A 14,621-nucleotide genomic window follows, 5' to 3' on the forward strand; every position below is an offset into this window, starting at 1 on the left:
AAGCGAATAATTGCAGAACATTTATTCCGGAAATTCACTTTTCCCTGACATGAGAAGACCCCTATGACTATTCCGCAAAGTCATTCAGTGTGGCTCAATAAAGTACCTGAGATTACGCTTGTATTCTGGTTAATCAAAATGATGTCGACCACCGTTGGCGAAACGGCGGCAGATTTCCTTAATATGGATTTGCAGTTTGGTTTAACCAATACTTCAATAGTGACTGGCGCGCTGCTCGCATTGTCGATCTTTTTCCAGATGCGGGCCACACGCTATCAGCCGGTGTTGTATTGGGTCACGGTCGTGTTTATTAGCGTATTCGGCACCTTGATCACAGATAACTTAACCGATGCCTGGCATGTACCGCTGGCGCTCTCTTCGCTGGTGTTCAGCGTCCTCTTATTGGTCATCTTTGTCACGTGGTACCGGCGGGAAGGTACGCTGTCGATTCATCACATCGATAACCGGAGCCGTGAATCATTTTACTGGCTGGCGATTCTGGCCACATTTGCCCTCGGTACAGCGGTAGGTGACTGGCTGGCGGAAGGCGTGAGTCTGGGTTATTACGGTGCGGCAATGTTCTTCGGGACGTGGATCCTGATTATCACCGGCGCCTGTTTTATCTTTAAAGCAAACCGCGTATTTTGCTTCTGGGCGGCGTATATTCTGACCCGCCCATTCGGCGCAGCCTGCGGAGATTTACTTTCACAACCGGTAGATAACGGTGGTATCGGCTTAGGGGCAAACCTCACCAGCCTGATTTTCGGGCTCGCGATTATGTTCATGATTGCCTGGCTGATGGTGCACGACTGGCGTAAGCGTTCTGCTGAAAGATAATGGCAGAATGGTAGAACAAGCGTCACTATGATGACGGTGGGTTCCCCCACCGTCTCGTTATTACTTTTTCACTGCATTTTTGGCGTTATTTTTTGCATTATTGCAGGCGGTCTCATTTTTAGCGCAGGCTGCTTTAGCCGCTTTCGCTTCTTTTTGCGCATCCGCTTTTGCCGTGGACTTGGCCTGGGAACACTGCGTCGGGTTATTCTGGCAGGCTGATTTAGCTTTTGAAATCATCTGACCATTTGCTGCATTGGCGGCGCCGCAAACCATAAGCGCGCAGATACCCAGCGCCATTGCGAATTGTTTCATCATAGTTATCCGTATTATTAAATTTAAGTGAGTCACATCCGGGATAATTCCCGTCCGTTAAGAGCAGGAATAAGCTTATGCCGCAGGTGCTGGCGAGCTTACCGCCGTTGGCGTACCCTGCTTCATCTGCAGGCGGTGCTGCAATTCAGTTTTGCAATCAGCATTCCCTTTCCATGCGCACCGCGCCAGTTCACGACCGTTCATCTGTTGCGGGGATTTGCTGGCACAGCCTGCCAGTAGCAGAAGCGCGAGGGGGAATAATATTTTCTTCATCGCCAGATTACTCGTTAGTTAAAAACCACATGAATTATCAGGATGAAATATTAAGACTTAATTAAGTGAAACGAGAGATAGCATGGATAGCTAATAGTACAAGGTCGCGGCACGTCGCGACCTTGTAAGGTTTAACCATGGTTTTCTGACATCATCAGGCAACCACTGCTCATCACTGGCTGGTTAAGCGCTGCGCCAGACTCAGCCGCAGCGCCACAGTTATCCTCTCAACCGGATAGCATCACAGGCTGACACTGTTCAACCAGTTGAGCAGACTTTCCACTGAGTATTGCGTCGGTGCGCGCGATATCGGTTGGCCCGATGTTATCAGCAGTAGCGTCGGCAGGCCGCGTACGCCGAGGTCGCTGGCCAGTTCCTGATGCAAATCGGCATCCAGATAGCGCGTTTCAAACTGAGCAATACGCTGGCTGAGTTTTTCATGGGCCAGCAGCTGCCAGAGTTTACGGCAATGCACACAGCGCTCCGCGCCAACGAACAGCAGCACGGGTCGTTCACCCTGCAGTTCACTCGCCGCGCTTATCGGCCGGAATGCGCTTTCCGCAACGCGGAACAGCTTCGGACTGCGGCGCAGCGTATCGTTATCGGTAGCTACGCATAGCGCATCGGCGCTTTTACTGTACGGCTGTACGCCCGCCACGCGCACCACGCTCTGCGCCGGGCCCGCCGCCGCCGCGCCCGGCTGACGCAGAGTGCGGACATCGACTGCCGCAATCGGCGTCTCCTGCGGTTGCGCAAGCTGCGGGATCCACGCGTAAGGAATGCGGTAGGCGCGGTAAACCATATTATTATTCAGCGTCTTGCCCCAGAACGGCGAAATATATTCCCAGACAATGTCGTGATCGCGGGTCACTTCAAAAATGCGGCCGTTCGATCCTTCGTTAATCAGCGTATTGCCATTTTCCAGGCGCTGCATATTACTGATATACGGGCTGTAGAAGCGATAGGAGTCGGTCGGTTGCGGCAGATCCGCTTCATAAGGCGAGTAGCGCCACTCAATATCGAGGGTCAGCGGGTTGATCTCAAGGATCCGTGAATAATCGCGCCAGGCGTTTTTCACCCCATCCGCCGACGCCGGATTCGGCGCACCGTATCCGGCCCAACCGCCGTTGTCGAAAATAAGGATATTGCCCGCGCCCGGCAGCCCCTGCGGGATCATATGCGCATGATGCTGGCCGATGATCCAGCCGATGTGCTTCAGCTCCGGTTTGCTGTAGTCCGGGCCGAGCTGCCAGACAATTTTGCCGCTCTGCTTATCGATAATGGCGATAATGTTGGATTCGCGGGCGTCCCAGATAATGTTATCAGGATGAAAGCGCGCATCGCCGGCGTCATACCATTTATTCGGTCCCAGCGCCGACATCGAGTTGATATGCATCCAGTCGCCCATTCCGCCGCCGCTGGCGCGCATATTCGGGTTATTGTACAGCGCGGTGCGTGCCGCATCGTCGAAGCCCAGCTCATGAAAATGGTCGCTGCAGCGCCACTCCCAGACCACATTGCCCTGCCAGTCGACTTCAATAATGGTGTCGTCCAGCAGCAGCTTGTCGGAGATCGCTTCATTAACCAGATTGGTGTGGGCGAGGATCAGGGTATTGCCGCCATCCACCTGCGGCTCCAGCCCCGGTGCGTAGTAGCCGACCGGGTTACCCGCTCGCTGATAGTCGTGATGAGCGCGCGCCATCCAGCGCGTTTCGTTGCCGGGATCGCTGACCTGTTCGTAGCGGTCGAATTTCCAGGTTACGTTGCCCTCCCAGTCCACCTGGATCAGATCGAGCATATCCTGCATGCCATAGCGCGGGTCGCGCTCGCCGCTGTGGCCAAGGATGGCACCGCCGGGCAGAATTTTGTTGGGAAACCCATGCAGTTCAGGCCATTCCCGCACCACGTGACCATTCATATCCACCAGTACCGCGCCGTGTTCGGTGGCCTGGAAAAGGGTGTAGCCGCTCCAGGCGCGCTGCGGATCATAAAGTGTGGCGCCGGTCGGGTAAACGGAAGGATGTCCCATATGTTGCTCCTTAAATAATAAAATCAGACAGAAGTAATCAGGTTGCGAATGTGGCGGCAGGCGGCGGTAAACGAGTCATCATCACGCTGGCGCGGATGAGGCAGCGCCAGGTTCACGATTTCTCGTATCCGCCCCGGACGCGGTGAGAGCACGACGACGCGATCGGCCAGGGCGACGGCCTCTTCCACATCGTGCGTCACCAGTAACGTGGTGGTTCCCGCGCTTTGGTGGATCTGTAAAAGTTCCTGCTGCAGGGTGTGACGCGTCAGGGCATCCAGCGCGCCGAAAGGCTCATCGAGCATCAGGATCTGCGGGCGGGCCACCAGACCGCGGGCAATAGCCACCCGCTGGGCCATGCCGCCGGAAAGCTGCGCGGGCAGCGCGCTGGCGAACTCGCTGAGCTGCACGCGCGCCAGCATCTCCAGTGCCCGCTGGCGCTTCGTCGCCCGGCTGAGCTTTTCATCTGCCAGGCCGAGCATCACGTTGTCGAGCACGTTAAGCCACGGAAACAGGCGCGGCTCCTGAAACACAATGCCGCGCTCTTTGCCCACGCCGGTGACCGGCTCGCCGTTAATACAAATATCCCCCTGGGTGGCTGACTCAAGGCCCACCAGCATCCGTAGCAGCGTCGATTTACCGCAGCCGCTGCTGCCCACCAGCGCGACCAGTTCACCGGCGGCGATATCCAGGTTGAAATTCTGTAGCGCCGTCACCTGTTGCCAGGATTTACGCACGTGGCGAAAAGAGACCAGAGTTGAAGAGGTCATAACTGCTCCTGTTGACGCCAGCGGGTGGCGCGCATTTCCAGTAAACGTCCGGCTTTATCCAGCGCCGCGCCGGTGATACCGACCAGCACCATGCCGCAGAGAATGGTGGGCATATCCAGCAGCTGCTGGGCATTGATCATCAGGCTGCCGATCCCGACGCCGGAGGACATGAAATATTCCGCGCCGATATTGCCAAGCCAGGCGTAAATCAGCGCCAGCCGCAGACCGGCGAAGATCCCCGGCGCGGCACCGGGAAGAATGACCCGGCGCAGGCGCGCGAATTCGCCCAGCCGCAGTACCCTGGCGACTTCATCGAGTTGCGGATTTCGCTGAAGCACCGCCTGCAGGGTGCTGAAGAACATCGGAAAGAACGACGCCAGCGCGATAAAGACAATTTTGCCGCCGTTATCGTTACCCACCCATGCCGTCAGCAGCGGCAGCCAGGCAAACAGAGCAATATGGCGCAGCACGTTAAGCGTGGGGGTGAAAATTTGTCCGGCGCGTGGGCGCAGCGCCAGCAACAGCCCGCACAGCAAACCGCCGGCAATCCCCAGCGCGCCGCCGACAACCGCTCTCCCCAGACTGGCCAGCATCGCGGCGCTCAGCTCTCCGCTCAGGATCCCCTGAACAAAACGCGCCGCCACCGCCAGCGGCGAAGAGAATAATCCGCCATCAATCCAGCCCCACTGGCTGGCCAGCTGCCACAGCGCCAGCAGGACTATCGGCAGCTGCAACGCCCGCCAGCTGGCCTGCGGTTTCCACGCCAGGCGTCCGGCGGCTGGCTGCGGCCAGAACACCAGTCGGGAACAGGCCCGATTCGCCGCCCACTCCATCAACATGCCGCTCAGGCCAACCACCGCGATGGTGACGAAGACAATATCCAGCTGAAACAGCTGGCGGCCCCAGACCATCAGGTAGCCAATACCTTCTGAAGAAGCCAACAGCTCGACAACGATAAGCGATACCCAGGCCTGCGAAAGCGCCAGACGCAGACCGGTAAACCAGCCCGGCAGGCTTGCCGGGATCACCAGCCAGCGCAGCCGCTGCCAGCGGGAAAAGTTCATCACCCTGCCGGCTTCGCTCAGGGTCAGCGGCACGCTGGCAACTGCCTGCTGAGTGTTGATGGTCATCGGCACCACGGTGGTTTTCACGATAACCGCCAGCTTGAGGCCGTTATCAATCCCGAACAGCACCATCAATAGCGGGATCCAGCCGAGCGTCGGAATTTGCGCCAGCGCGTAGAACAGCGGTTCCACCCGCTGCGCGGCCGCTGGCACCAGGCCAAACAGCGCCCCGAGCAGCGTGCCGGCGATGGCGCCCAGCAGCAGGCCAAGCGCCAGATGCTGGAGGCTAAATCCCCACTGCGCCAGCAGATCGCCGCTCAGCAGCGACAACGCGGTATCGGCAACCACCGACGGCGCGGGCAAAATTTGCGCGGGCATCCATCCCTCGCGGGCGGCGATGTACCACAGCAATAGCAGTAGCGTTGGCAGCAGCCACGGCCAGCCGTTAAGCCGGAAACCCGGCCTGCCAGGGGCATCGGTTCTTAAGATCATCTGCGACATATCGGTCCACTCATCGGAAAGTGATGCCGCTATGAAAACGTGACTCACGCTGCCCCGCTATTGCGTAAGGTGAATAATCCCGATGCATCGAATGCATTTCAGCCTGGCGGGCACGCTGCGTCTGATTTAGCTTTTTTTCACCCATGCTTGGCGAATAAAAGCATTTAACACACCGCCCGCCGGCTCTTTAGGGTGAGAAAAAAACTCAAGGGAGCAATACGTTATGATGAAAGCATTTTTTAGCCGCACCTTGCTGGCATTGGTCACGGTCATCGGTCTGGCGGCAAACGCCCAGGCCGAGACGCTACGAACCATTCGCATCGGCGTGCCGGATCAGAGCGCAGGCAGTCAACCTTTTATTGAGGGGCCGGTCGGCATGGCGTTTATCCGCCATCAGCTGGAAGAGGTGTTTAAACCGCAGGGTGTGGAAGTGCAGTGGCAGTTTTTCAAGGGGGCAGGCCCGGCGGTGAATGAAGCGTTAGCCAACCGACAGCTTGATTTTGTTTACCTCGGCGATCTGGCGGCGATTATCGGTAAGGCCAATGGTCTGCCGACACGCCTGCTTCTGGGCAGCCGCGGCTCGGAATCCTGGCTCGCGGTAACCAAAGCCTCGGGTATTAAAACGCTGGCCGACCTGAAAGGCAAACGGGTAGCGGTCTATCGCGGTACGGCGGACCAGTTGGCCTTTGACCGGGCGCTGCAAACCGCCGGCCTCAATGAGCGCAGTTTGCAGGTCATCAACCTTGACTGGAACGCGGGTAAAGCAGCGCTGGCGGCCGGTCGCGTCGATGCGGTATGGGGAGGCGTCTCCCTGCTGGCGCTACGCGGCGACAAAATTGATGTGGTGGTTAAAAGCGGCGACTCAGGCCGCCAGAACACCACCCAGGCGGGGTTCCTCGGCACGCAGACGTTTATCGAGACCTGGCCGCAGGCGACTCAGCAGATCGTTAATGTGCTGGTGAAGAATGCCGCTGAAATCAGCGATCCGGCTAATCGAGACGCCTGGTCTGCCGAGATGGCGCAGCAAAGCCAGATCCCCAAGGCGTTATTTCTGGAAGCGCTGCAGCCGCAGGATCTGAACTTTACCACCTCACCGCGTATTGACCCGTTCCTGACCGACAGCTTCAGCAGTAGCGTCGAGCAGGCTAAATCGGGTCGTCTGATCCGCAGCGCCTTTGACGTTAAGCAGTGGGTGGACGGCCAGTTTGTCGAGCAGGCGCTGAAAACGCAGCAACTGGAAAACCGCTGGCCACTGTACGATGCCAAAGGTGAGGCGAAAAACGCCGGTTAATCCCCCTCCTCCTGCGCCAGCAGCTGAAGCTGATGCTGACGGTCGGTGTGGAGGATAATCTCAATCAGCCTCTCAACCAGCGGCGGCTGAATCGCATGAACCGGGGAGATAATGGCAAACCGGGTCTGCATTAGCCGCCACTCATCTGGCAGATCGCTAAGTTCCAGTTTCACCAGCCGATGGCTGTGCTGGCACAACGCGAAGCCGTCCTCGCTGGCGAAGCTTATCGCGTGGGTTTGCGCCAGAGTGGAAAGCAGCGCGTAAATATGGTCGCACTGGATCGCGGGCGTAAAGTCCTGTTGCTGGCTGAGGGTTGCCAGTACCTTGCGTACCCCCGGCGGCAAATAGGGGGCGGCAAAAGGATAGCGCAGCATCTCCTGAATCGAGATCGTCCCCTGTTTTGCCAGCGGATGTTCGGCATGGCAGACAAAGAAACAGCGTTGTGGGCTGAGCGGCTGCACGCGTAACTGCGGGTCAAGCTCGGCCTGCCAGCTATCGGCGACCACAAAAGGATAGTGCTGGGAGGTAAGCGCCTGATGCAGAGCAAGCCAGTTATCAATGTGAAAACGCACCCTCGCCTGCGGCAAAAGACGATGAAACTCACCGATGGCCGCCGGAATCAGCCTCGCGCCGGGGGCCGGGCCGCAGCCAAAAGCGACCTCGCCATTTTGCGCATCGTCCGCCTCACGCAGCTGGCTACTGAGCTCGATATTGAGTTCCTGAAAACGGCGCGCATAAGGCAGCAGCTTTTGCCCATGCAGCGTGAGCGTCGGTAGCTTGCTCTGGCGGTCGAATAAAGGATGACCGACACTCTGCTCCAGCGCCTGAATGCTGCGGCTAAACGCCGACTGCGACAGGCAAACCGCCTCCGCCGCACGATTAAAACTGCCGTACTCCACTAGCGCCACAAAATTGCGTAACTGGCGAAAATCCAGATGCATCGATCCACTCCCTTCCCTCTACTATTCAACAAAAGTACTGGAAGGCGGCCTGGCGGTAAACCACAGACACCACTCCCGGTGAGTTAGTCCACGGTGACTGGGAGTGAAAGTTCGCGTTGCAGAATAGTGATGAATCTGCAAGAGCGGCCAGCCACAGAGCCTCACGCTGATCTCATGTTTCAGCCATTAATTCCGTCATCACTTTCGCAAACACTTCGCCCGGCTGAGACAGGGTGCTATGTCCATCCGTCACCGCGACGACAGAAACCGGCAACGCATGACGGAACGGCCGCACCGCCAGACCGCTGGTGTCGACGCCCTGTAGAGAGAAACTGTCAACAATAGTCATACTGTTGTTGCCGTGTCTGACAAGATTAATCGCCATGCTGTAGCGGTTGGTTTCTACCGCCGCCACCTGGCGCTGGCGGAACGCCGGCACCTCTTCGGCAATCATGGCAACCAGCCGCGCGTCGGTCGTGATATACACCAGGTCGCGCGTCGGGATATCCTGCCAACGGATTTCCGTCTGCTGCGCCAGCGGATGCTGCTCGGGCAGCACACACACCATTTCGCCCCGGCAGATGGCCAGCGGGTTATCCTCTGGTTCGTAGCCGGGTTTCACCAGAAAACCGAGATCGTAACGCCCTTCTTCAACCGCTGTCTCAATTTGATTGTTGAGACACATATCCGCCACCACACCATAATCGGGAAAGGTCTGGCGAAAACGCGCCACCGCCAGTGGCAATATATTCAGCGCCAGCGCAGGCGTGGCGCAGACCCGCAACTGACCAACGCGATACTGGCGGATGTGATCAACAAAACGCTCAAAACGAAGCCGATCCTGATGCACGCGCAGCGCCTCTTTATACAGCGCTCTGGCTTCCGCGGTTGGCTGCATCTTGCCTTGATAGCGCTCAAACAGGCTGAACCCCATCTGCTGCTCGATAAGCGCCAGGCTTTTACTCACCGAAGGCTGCGACATGGCCAGCTGCGCCGCTGCCGCTGTCACTGAACCTAGCTGAACAATACTGATAAAGACCTCGAGTTGCTTGGGTGTCATTGCCATTTTCCTGATAACGATATGCTGATTATGCATTTAAAAAATATGCACTCAGGGTTATAGAATCCATAATTATATTCACCAGAGGGCATAAAATGAAATTTTTCACGTCACGCTTCATGTCGATATTGTTGCTTATACCGGGGATGTTCTTAGCCCAGTCTCCTGCTCAGGCCGGGGAAGAAATCAATACGATTCTGCCAGACCATGTGATCCGCGTCGGTGCGGTCAACGCACCGCCGTGGTATCAGAAAGATCTGCTGACCAACCAGTGGACCGGGCTGGTTCCGGATGTTGTGCAGGCGATATTTAAAAACACCGATATCAAGATTGAATACGTTGATACGCAATGGGGCACCGCCGTCGCGGGTTTACAATCTGACCGTTTCGATATTTTAGGTGGTTTTAATAATACGCCAGAAAGGGCCAAAGCCGTCGACTTTACCCGCCCAATGGGCTCGCACCAGATGGGCGTCCTGACTCTGGAGAAAGAGACGCAGAAATATCAGCGCTGGGACACTATCAACACTTCACAGACCAGACTCAGCGCGATTGATGGCTCGGCAGCCGTCACGCTGCTGCAGCCTCAACTGGACAAAGCCCAGTGGATTATCGTTCCCGATAGCGACAACATGCAGCTCCAGATGGAGAGCGGCCGCGCGGATGCCATCGTCACTAACGACATCCAGATGGCGCAATATATTCAAAAGCGTCATCAGGGCACGATGATCATCCCGCAGCCGGTCAAAGAACAGGCAACCAATATGGGCCTGCGTAAAGATCGTCCGGAATTACAGGCGTGGCTGAATGGACGGCTCGAACAGCTGGATAAAGACGGCACGCTGAAAAAAATCTGGCAGAAATATACTCACCCAGCGAAATAACTCTGATGAACCCACAATCATTATTACCGTTGCTGAAAATTGAAGCGCTTAGCAAATCATTTTCAGGTAATAAAATTATAGATGATGTTTCCTTCGCGGTTCGTCCCTCGGAGGTGATTGGCATCATTGGCCGCAGCGGCGCGGGTAAATCCACCCTGCTGCGTTGCCTGAACATGCTTGAAGTCCCGGATAGTGGGCATATCTGGCTGGGTGAGGAAGAAATAGGCTTTCACGGCGCGCAGAGAAAACAGGTCACACAGCGCACATTAGCGCGCCAGCGTGCCTCAATGACGATGGTATTCCAGCACTTTAATCTGTGGCCACACCGCAGTGTATTGCAGAATATTATTGAAGGTCCGGTACAGGTCCTGGGCGTGCCGCGTAAAAAAGCCATCGAAAAAGCCATGGCGCTGCTCACGCGTATGGGCCTGCAAGAAAAAGCCGGAGACTTCCCGGTGCAACTTTCAGGCGGTCAGCAGCAGCGGGTATCTATCGCCCGCGCCCTGGCTATGGCGCCGCAAGTGATCCTGTTCGACGAACCGACTTCCGCACTCGATCCGGAATCTGTCGGGGAGGTGCTGTCCGTTATTTCCGAACTGGCGGCCAGCGGCACCACCATGCTGGTGGTTACCCATGAAATGCGTTTTGCCCTGCAGGTCTGTAGCCGGCTGCTGTTGATGGATAATGGCAAACTGGTGGAAGAAGCATCCCCGCAGGAGATCTGGTCACGACCGCCCGATGCCCCTATCCGACGCTTTATGACGCTGTCCGGCGTAACGGCAGAGGAGCTGCGCTAATGTCTTATCACTGGGATTTCTCAATACTGTGGCAATATCACGCGGTTTTGCTGGAAGGGATATTGACCACTTTTAAAATTGTGCTGGCCTCAGTCACGTTAAGCATTCTTGGCGGAGCGCTGTTGGCCCCGTTGCGCGGCGCGTCCAGGGCGGTCATCCGCTTACCCACCCAGGGGTTGATTGAGATTGTGCGTTCAATCCCCCCTCTGGTGCTGATTGTCTGGGCCTACTACTGTCTGCCCATTTTGTTCGGCCTGACCCTCTCCTCGTATCTGACCTGTGTCCTCGCCATCTCGTTATATGGCAGCGTATTTTTTGCTGAAATATTTCGTTCTGGTATGCAGTCGGTCGATCATGGTCTGGTCGAAGCGGGCCTGTCGGTGGGGATGTCACCGCTGAAAGTATTAGTTCGCATTACCGGGCCGGTAGCCTTTTTACGAATTCTACCGGCGTTTGTCAGCCAGTGCGTGATGTCGGTTAAGAATTCCGTGCTGGCGAGTTATATCGCAACGGGTGAGATCCTCTATCAAGGGCAACGGCTGAGTACCGCCACCTTCCGCCCTCTGGAAACACTGACTTTTGTGGCGCTGTTTTTCGTCGCCACCATTCTTCCGCTGTCACTGCTGGCAAGCTATGCCGAGCGCCGGATCCGCAGCCGCTACTTCAAACGTTGAGTAACCATGACTATTTCCGCAACACGCCAGCTGGTCAATTTTGCCAGTACCTTATCTGCGCCAGCTATCCCGGCTCCCCTTCGGCGCAAAATTCGACTGCATTTACTGGATGCTCTCGCCTGCGGTTGGGCGGCCAGTGGTCACCGGGTCAGTGAACCGATGATACGCGCCTCCCGGCTATTTGGCGGAAACGGTCACTGTAGCGTCTTCGGTGAGTCCGGTTTCAGCCCATTAGCGGCCGCGTTCGCGAACGCCGCCATGATAAACGGCCTGGATCACGATGACGGTGTGGAGATCGACGGAAAAGGGCTCGGCCATCCGGGAGCCACGCTGGTTGCCGCCGCGATGGTTGCGCTTGACCTCAATCCTGAGCCGGTAGCTCAGGACGTGCTGATTACCACCCTGACGGCCGGTTTCGAGGTGAATAACCGGCTCATCCACGCCATTCAACCTTCGGCAGAACGCTTCAGCCAGGTCTACGGCGTGGCGCAGCACCAATCTATCGGCGCAGCCGTGGTGGCCGGTCGGTTGTTGGGGTTAAACCCTGAGCAATTACATCACGCGGTGGGCCTGGCCGCCGCGTTAACCCCGCTCCCCAGCCTGCACCAGTATAACTGGCGACAACGGCCGCTGTTGTCGCTCAAAGATGCCGTGGCGCCCGCCGCGCAAGTCGCCGTCCAGGCGGTGATAATGGCGCAGCAAGGCCTCAGCGGCAGCCTTGACGTACTCGATGGCGAACAGGGCTTCTGGCGGATGATTGGCTCTGACCAGTTCGCGCCAGACAGGTTGACCGACGATCTCGGCAGCCACTGGTACGCTGGTTACGGTAGCTTTAAGCGATATCCCGCCTGCCGCTGGCTGGCCTGCGCGCTGGAATGCATGGAGGGCATTATGCAGCAGACCGGCTGGTCTGTTGCGGATCTCCGCACCATTGAGGTACAAAGCTTTCCCCGCCTGGTCAACGATATGATGGACTACCGGCCGCAAACGGTGACCGACGCGCAGTTCAGCCTGCCGTGGACGCTGGCAGCGGTCGCCGCTGGCCTGCCACCTGGTGCCGGCTGGTATACAGAAGACAATATGCAAAACCCAGCCTTGCTGGCGGTGGCGGATAAAGTCACGGCCACTGTCACACCTGAATTTACACAGCGAATGAACGGTCCGGCACGCCAGCCTGGCGCGCGCGTTGTGGTCACAAACAGCTGTGGTGAACGTGCAGAGCAGGAACGCTACAAACCCCTCGGCAGCGCCGAACGCCCGCTTAGCGATGGCGAAATTATTGCCAAAGCGCGGCGAAATTTGCCCGGACATAAGATAAAGGTTAACGAACTGCTTACGAGCGTGATGGAGGAGGAAACGGCTCGGTATTACTCCTCTTCGGCAGATCTGATGGGCTTTGCACTACCGGCGTAGCAAGGGTTGCCTGACATCATCAGGCAACCACGACCGATTAGTGCTTCTCGATATACATGGTACGGCTGTAGGCCACATCTTCCGGGTTGGTGATCGGGTAGCCTTTCAGCCACGGCTTAATCAGCCGGCCGTTCGTGTACTGGTAGATCGGCGCGATCGGTGCTTTGACCATAATGATCTTCTCCGCCGCGTTGTAATCGTCGTTACGCGCTTTGGCCGAATTCTCCACCGCCGCCTGGGCGAGGATTTTATCGTACGCCGGATCGTTAAAGCGCGAGATATTTCCGCTGTGGGTGGAGGTCAGTAGCGACAGGAAGGTGGACGGCTCGTTGTAATCCCCCACCCACGAGGCGCGGATCACGTCGAAATTGCCGGTGTTACGGCTGTCGATATAGGTTTTCCACTCCTGGTTCTGCAGTTTCACCTCCACGCCGAGGTTTTTCTTCCACATCGACGCCACCGCGATGGCAATCTTCTGATGGTTCTCAGAGGTGTTATACAGCAGCGTCAGCTTCAGCGGACGATTCGGGCCGTAGCCGGCGGCAGCCAGCAGGGCTTTCGCCTGGGCGTTAAGCTCGGCCTGACTCATGCTCTCAAACTGTGAAGGCTGGGGGGTGAAGCCCGCCGTCACGTCCGGCGTGAAGCGCCAGGCCGGTTTTTCCCCGGTTCCCAGCACTTTCTCCGCCATCACCCGGCGATCGATGGTCATACTCAGCGCCAGTCGCACCCGCTCGTCCGCCGTCGGCCCCTTTTGGGTATTAAAGGCGTAATAGTAAGTGCCCAGCTGCGGCGGGGTATAAACCTGCCCCGGAATATCCTTCAGCAGCTTCTGATACATATTTTTCGGGAAAGATTCGGTGATATCGATATCGCCGGCAAGATAGCGCTTGGTGGCGGCAGACTCCTGGTTGATCGGCACAAAGGTGACCTGCTGGATCACCGTTTTGGCGTTATCCCAGTAGTGCGTGTTCGGCACCAGCACCAGCTTTTCATTCACGACGCGGTCTTTCAGAACATAGGCGCCGTTGCCCACCAGGCTGCCGGGCCGCGTCCAGTTTGCCCCGCTGTCGACGTTCGCCTTTTGTACCGGGTAGAAGGCAAAGCTGGCGGTCAGGTTGCTGAACCACGGCAGTGGTTTATCCAGCTGTACCCGCAGGGTGTGGGCATCGACGGCGGTGACCCCCAGGGTCTCCGGCGCGGCTTTGCCGTCGATGATGTTCTGCGCGTTAGCGATCCCCGCCAGCGCCGCGAACCAGGCGAACGGCGAAGTGGTTTTCGGATCCACCAGACGTTGCCAGCTATAGACAAAATCCTCGGCGGTAACCGGCGTGCCGTCGGACCAGCGCGCGTCATCGCGCAGGGTAAAGGTCCAGACGCGGTTATCGTTGCTCTGCCAGCGGGTCGCCACGCCTGGAACCAGGTTGCCTTTCGCATCCTGATTGACTAAACCTTCAAACAGATCGCGGATCACCTGGATTTCCGGCAGGCCCACCGCTTTGGCGGGATCTAACGAGGCGGGTTCATCTTTGATATGGCGTACTAACAGCTGTTTTTCAGCCAGTACCGTGCCCGGCGGTACGTCCGCCGCCCAGGCTAAAGAAGATACGCTGGCTAACCACAGCGCGCCGCATGTCAAAGCGACAGGATACTTCATAAGATCCCCTTTAAAATGAAAAAAATACCGCCAACAGAGCGATAATTATTTGTTTCATCACCTGAAATTGCAAACGACATATGATAGAAAATTGATGTGTCGTCGGATTTCACGCCTCAGGGAA

Annotated in this window: 15 protein-coding genes; 7 read left to right on the forward strand and 8 right to left on the reverse strand. The window is 57.1% G+C overall.

Going from position 1 to position 14,621, the window contains the following annotated elements; all coding sequences use genetic code 11:
- Positions 1 to 63 precede the first annotated feature (63 nt).
- Positions 64 to 837, forward strand: coding sequence for a hypothetical protein (locus CWM61_RS05955; RefSeq protein WP_100630909.1), 774 nt, complete (start codon positions 64 to 66; stop codon positions 835 to 837).
- 60 nt (positions 838 to 897) lie between these two features.
- On the opposite strand, the gene CWM61_RS05960 is transcribed toward CWM61_RS05955, so the two are convergent.
- Positions 898 to 1,152, reverse strand: coding sequence for a hypothetical protein (locus CWM61_RS05960; RefSeq protein WP_061154867.1), 255 nt, complete (start codon positions 1,150 to 1,152; stop codon positions 898 to 900).
- A gap of 74 nt (positions 1,153 to 1,226) precedes the next feature.
- Between CWM61_RS05960 and CWM61_RS28770 the strand changes: the two genes are divergently transcribed.
- Positions 1,227 to 1,487 carry a hypothetical protein gene (locus tag CWM61_RS28770; RefSeq protein ID WP_133122268.1) on the forward strand — a complete coding sequence of 87 codons (261 nt, stop codon included), beginning with the start codon at positions 1,227 to 1,229 and terminating at the stop codon, positions 1,485 to 1,487.
- A 176-nt stretch (positions 1,488 to 1,663) separates the two neighbouring features.
- Here the strand turns inward: CWM61_RS28770 and CWM61_RS05965 are convergent, their stop codons facing one another.
- The 3 genes from CWM61_RS05965 to CWM61_RS05975 are packed head-to-tail and all read right to left on the reverse strand — an operon-like array spanning position 1,664 to position 5,783.
- Positions 1,664 to 3,451 (reverse strand): aryl-sulfate sulfotransferase, encoded by a 1,788-nt coding sequence (locus CWM61_RS05965; protein ID WP_074386081.1) that lies wholly within the window; start codon positions 3,449 to 3,451, stop codon positions 1,664 to 1,666.
- Positions 3,452 to 3,474: 23 nt separating this feature from the next.
- Positions 3,475 to 4,218 (reverse strand): ABC transporter ATP-binding protein, encoded by a 744-nt coding sequence (locus CWM61_RS05970; RefSeq protein WP_061154870.1) that lies wholly within the window; start codon positions 4,216 to 4,218, stop codon positions 3,475 to 3,477.
- Positions 4,215 to 5,783 carry an ABC transporter permease gene (locus CWM61_RS05975; protein ID WP_074386082.1) on the reverse strand — a complete coding sequence of 523 codons (1,569 nt, stop codon included), beginning with the start codon at positions 5,781 to 5,783 and terminating at the stop codon, positions 4,215 to 4,217. The genes CWM61_RS05970 and CWM61_RS05975 overlap by 4 nt, the downstream gene beginning before the upstream one ends.
- Positions 5,784 to 6,006: 223 nt before the next feature.
- Between CWM61_RS05975 and CWM61_RS05980 the strand changes: the two genes are divergently transcribed.
- On the forward strand, positions 6,007 to 7,074 hold the full coding sequence (locus CWM61_RS05980) for an ABC transporter substrate-binding protein (protein WP_074386083.1): 1,068 nt from the start codon (positions 6,007 to 6,009) through the stop codon (positions 7,072 to 7,074).
- On the opposite strand, the gene CWM61_RS05985 is transcribed toward CWM61_RS05980, so the two are convergent.
- Both CWM61_RS05985 and CWM61_RS05990 read right to left on the reverse strand, forming a co-directional pair.
- Complete coding sequence (locus CWM61_RS05985) at positions 7,071 to 8,015, reverse strand: LysR family transcriptional regulator (protein ID WP_012542009.1); 945 nt, start codon at positions 8,013 to 8,015, stop codon at positions 7,071 to 7,073. The two genes, CWM61_RS05980 and CWM61_RS05985, sit on opposite strands and share 4 nt — an antisense overlap.
- Before the next feature lie 172 nt (positions 8,016 to 8,187).
- Positions 8,188 to 9,075 (reverse strand): LysR family transcriptional regulator, encoded by an 888-nt coding sequence (locus tag CWM61_RS05990; RefSeq protein ID WP_100630910.1) that lies wholly within the window; start codon positions 9,073 to 9,075, stop codon positions 8,188 to 8,190.
- Between the two features lie 95 nt (positions 9,076 to 9,170).
- Between CWM61_RS05990 and CWM61_RS05995 the strand changes: the two genes are divergently transcribed.
- From CWM61_RS05995 to CWM61_RS06010, 4 genes are read left to right on the forward strand one after another with little or no spacing between them, the layout of a single operon-like run.
- Entirely contained in the window at positions 9,171 to 9,959 is a 789-nt protein-coding gene (locus CWM61_RS05995) for a substrate-binding periplasmic protein (protein WP_100630911.1), read from the forward strand.
- Between the two features lie 5 nt (positions 9,960 to 9,964).
- Positions 9,965 to 10,756: an amino acid ABC transporter ATP-binding protein gene (locus tag CWM61_RS06000; protein WP_012968429.1), complete on the forward strand. Its 792-nt coding sequence runs from the start codon at positions 9,965 to 9,967 to the stop codon at positions 10,754 to 10,756.
- Positions 10,756 to 11,430 carry an amino acid ABC transporter permease gene (locus CWM61_RS06005; RefSeq protein WP_063106100.1) on the forward strand — a complete coding sequence of 225 codons (675 nt, stop codon included), beginning with the start codon at positions 10,756 to 10,758 and terminating at the stop codon, positions 11,428 to 11,430. Before CWM61_RS06000 ends, CWM61_RS06005 begins: the two co-directional genes overlap by 1 nt.
- Before the next feature lie 6 nt (positions 11,431 to 11,436).
- Entirely contained in the window at positions 11,437 to 12,843 is a 1,407-nt protein-coding gene (locus CWM61_RS06010; RefSeq protein WP_100630912.1) for an MmgE/PrpD family protein, read from the forward strand.
- 37 nt (positions 12,844 to 12,880) lie between these two features.
- On the opposite strand, the gene CWM61_RS06015 is transcribed toward CWM61_RS06010, so the two are convergent.
- Both CWM61_RS06015 and CWM61_RS29080 read right to left on the reverse strand, forming a co-directional pair.
- Entirely contained in the window at positions 12,881 to 14,497 is a 1,617-nt protein-coding gene (locus CWM61_RS06015) for a peptide ABC transporter substrate-binding protein (RefSeq protein ID WP_100630913.1), read from the reverse strand.
- The gene (locus tag CWM61_RS29080; RefSeq protein WP_012542015.1) at positions 14,494 to 14,610 is read right to left on the reverse strand and encodes a hypothetical protein; all 117 of its coding nucleotides are present in this window, start codon (positions 14,608 to 14,610) and stop codon (positions 14,494 to 14,496) included. Before CWM61_RS29080 ends, CWM61_RS06015 begins: the two co-directional genes overlap by 4 nt.
- Positions 14,611 to 14,621 lie beyond the last annotated feature (11 nt).

The sequence above is a fragment of the Klebsiella sp. K-Nf6 genome, assembly GCF_002806655.1.
Lineage (GTDB): Bacteria > Pseudomonadota > Gammaproteobacteria > Enterobacterales > Enterobacteriaceae > Klebsiella > Klebsiella variicola.

Excerpts from the sequence above, each read along its gene's own strand:
- CWM61_RS06015 (WP_100630913.1), bottom strand. The coding sequence starts at position 14,497 with ATGAAGTATCCTGTCGCTTTGACATGCGGCGCGCTGTGGTTAGCCAGC.
- CWM61_RS05980 (WP_074386083.1), top strand. The coding sequence starts at position 6,007 with ATGATGAAAGCATTTTTTAGCCGCACCTTGCTGGCATTGGTCACGGTC.
- CWM61_RS06010 (WP_100630912.1), top strand. The coding sequence starts at position 11,437 with ATGACTATTTCCGCAACACGCCAGCTGGTCAATTTTGCCAGTACCTTA.
- CWM61_RS05975 (WP_074386082.1), bottom strand. The coding sequence starts at position 5,783 with ATGTCGCAGATGATCTTAAGAACCGATGCCCCTGGCAGGCCGGGTTTC.
- CWM61_RS06005 (WP_063106100.1), top strand. The coding sequence starts at position 10,756 with ATGTCTTATCACTGGGATTTCTCAATACTGTGGCAATATCACGCGGTT.
- CWM61_RS05985 (WP_012542009.1), bottom strand. The coding sequence starts at position 8,015 with ATGCATCTGGATTTTCGCCAGTTACGCAATTTTGTGGCGCTAGTGGAG.
- CWM61_RS05970 (WP_061154870.1), bottom strand. The coding sequence starts at position 4,218 with ATGACCTCTTCAACTCTGGTCTCTTTTCGCCACGTGCGTAAATCCTGG.
- CWM61_RS05955 (WP_100630909.1), top strand. The coding sequence starts at position 64 with ATGACTATTCCGCAAAGTCATTCAGTGTGGCTCAATAAAGTACCTGAG.
- CWM61_RS06000 (WP_012968429.1), top strand. The coding sequence starts at position 9,965 with ATGAACCCACAATCATTATTACCGTTGCTGAAAATTGAAGCGCTTAGC.
- CWM61_RS05965 (WP_074386081.1), bottom strand. The coding sequence starts at position 3,451 with ATGGGACATCCTTCCGTTTACCCGACCGGCGCCACACTTTATGATCCG.
- CWM61_RS05995 (WP_100630911.1), top strand. The coding sequence starts at position 9,171 with ATGAAATTTTTCACGTCACGCTTCATGTCGATATTGTTGCTTATACCG.
- CWM61_RS05960 (WP_061154867.1), bottom strand. The coding sequence starts at position 1,152 with ATGATGAAACAATTCGCAATGGCGCTGGGTATCTGCGCGCTTATGGTT.
- CWM61_RS05990 (WP_100630910.1), bottom strand. The coding sequence starts at position 9,075 with ATGACACCCAAGCAACTCGAGGTCTTTATCAGTATTGTTCAGCTAGGT.
- CWM61_RS28770 (WP_133122268.1), top strand. The coding sequence starts at position 1,227 with ATGCCGCAGGTGCTGGCGAGCTTACCGCCGTTGGCGTACCCTGCTTCA.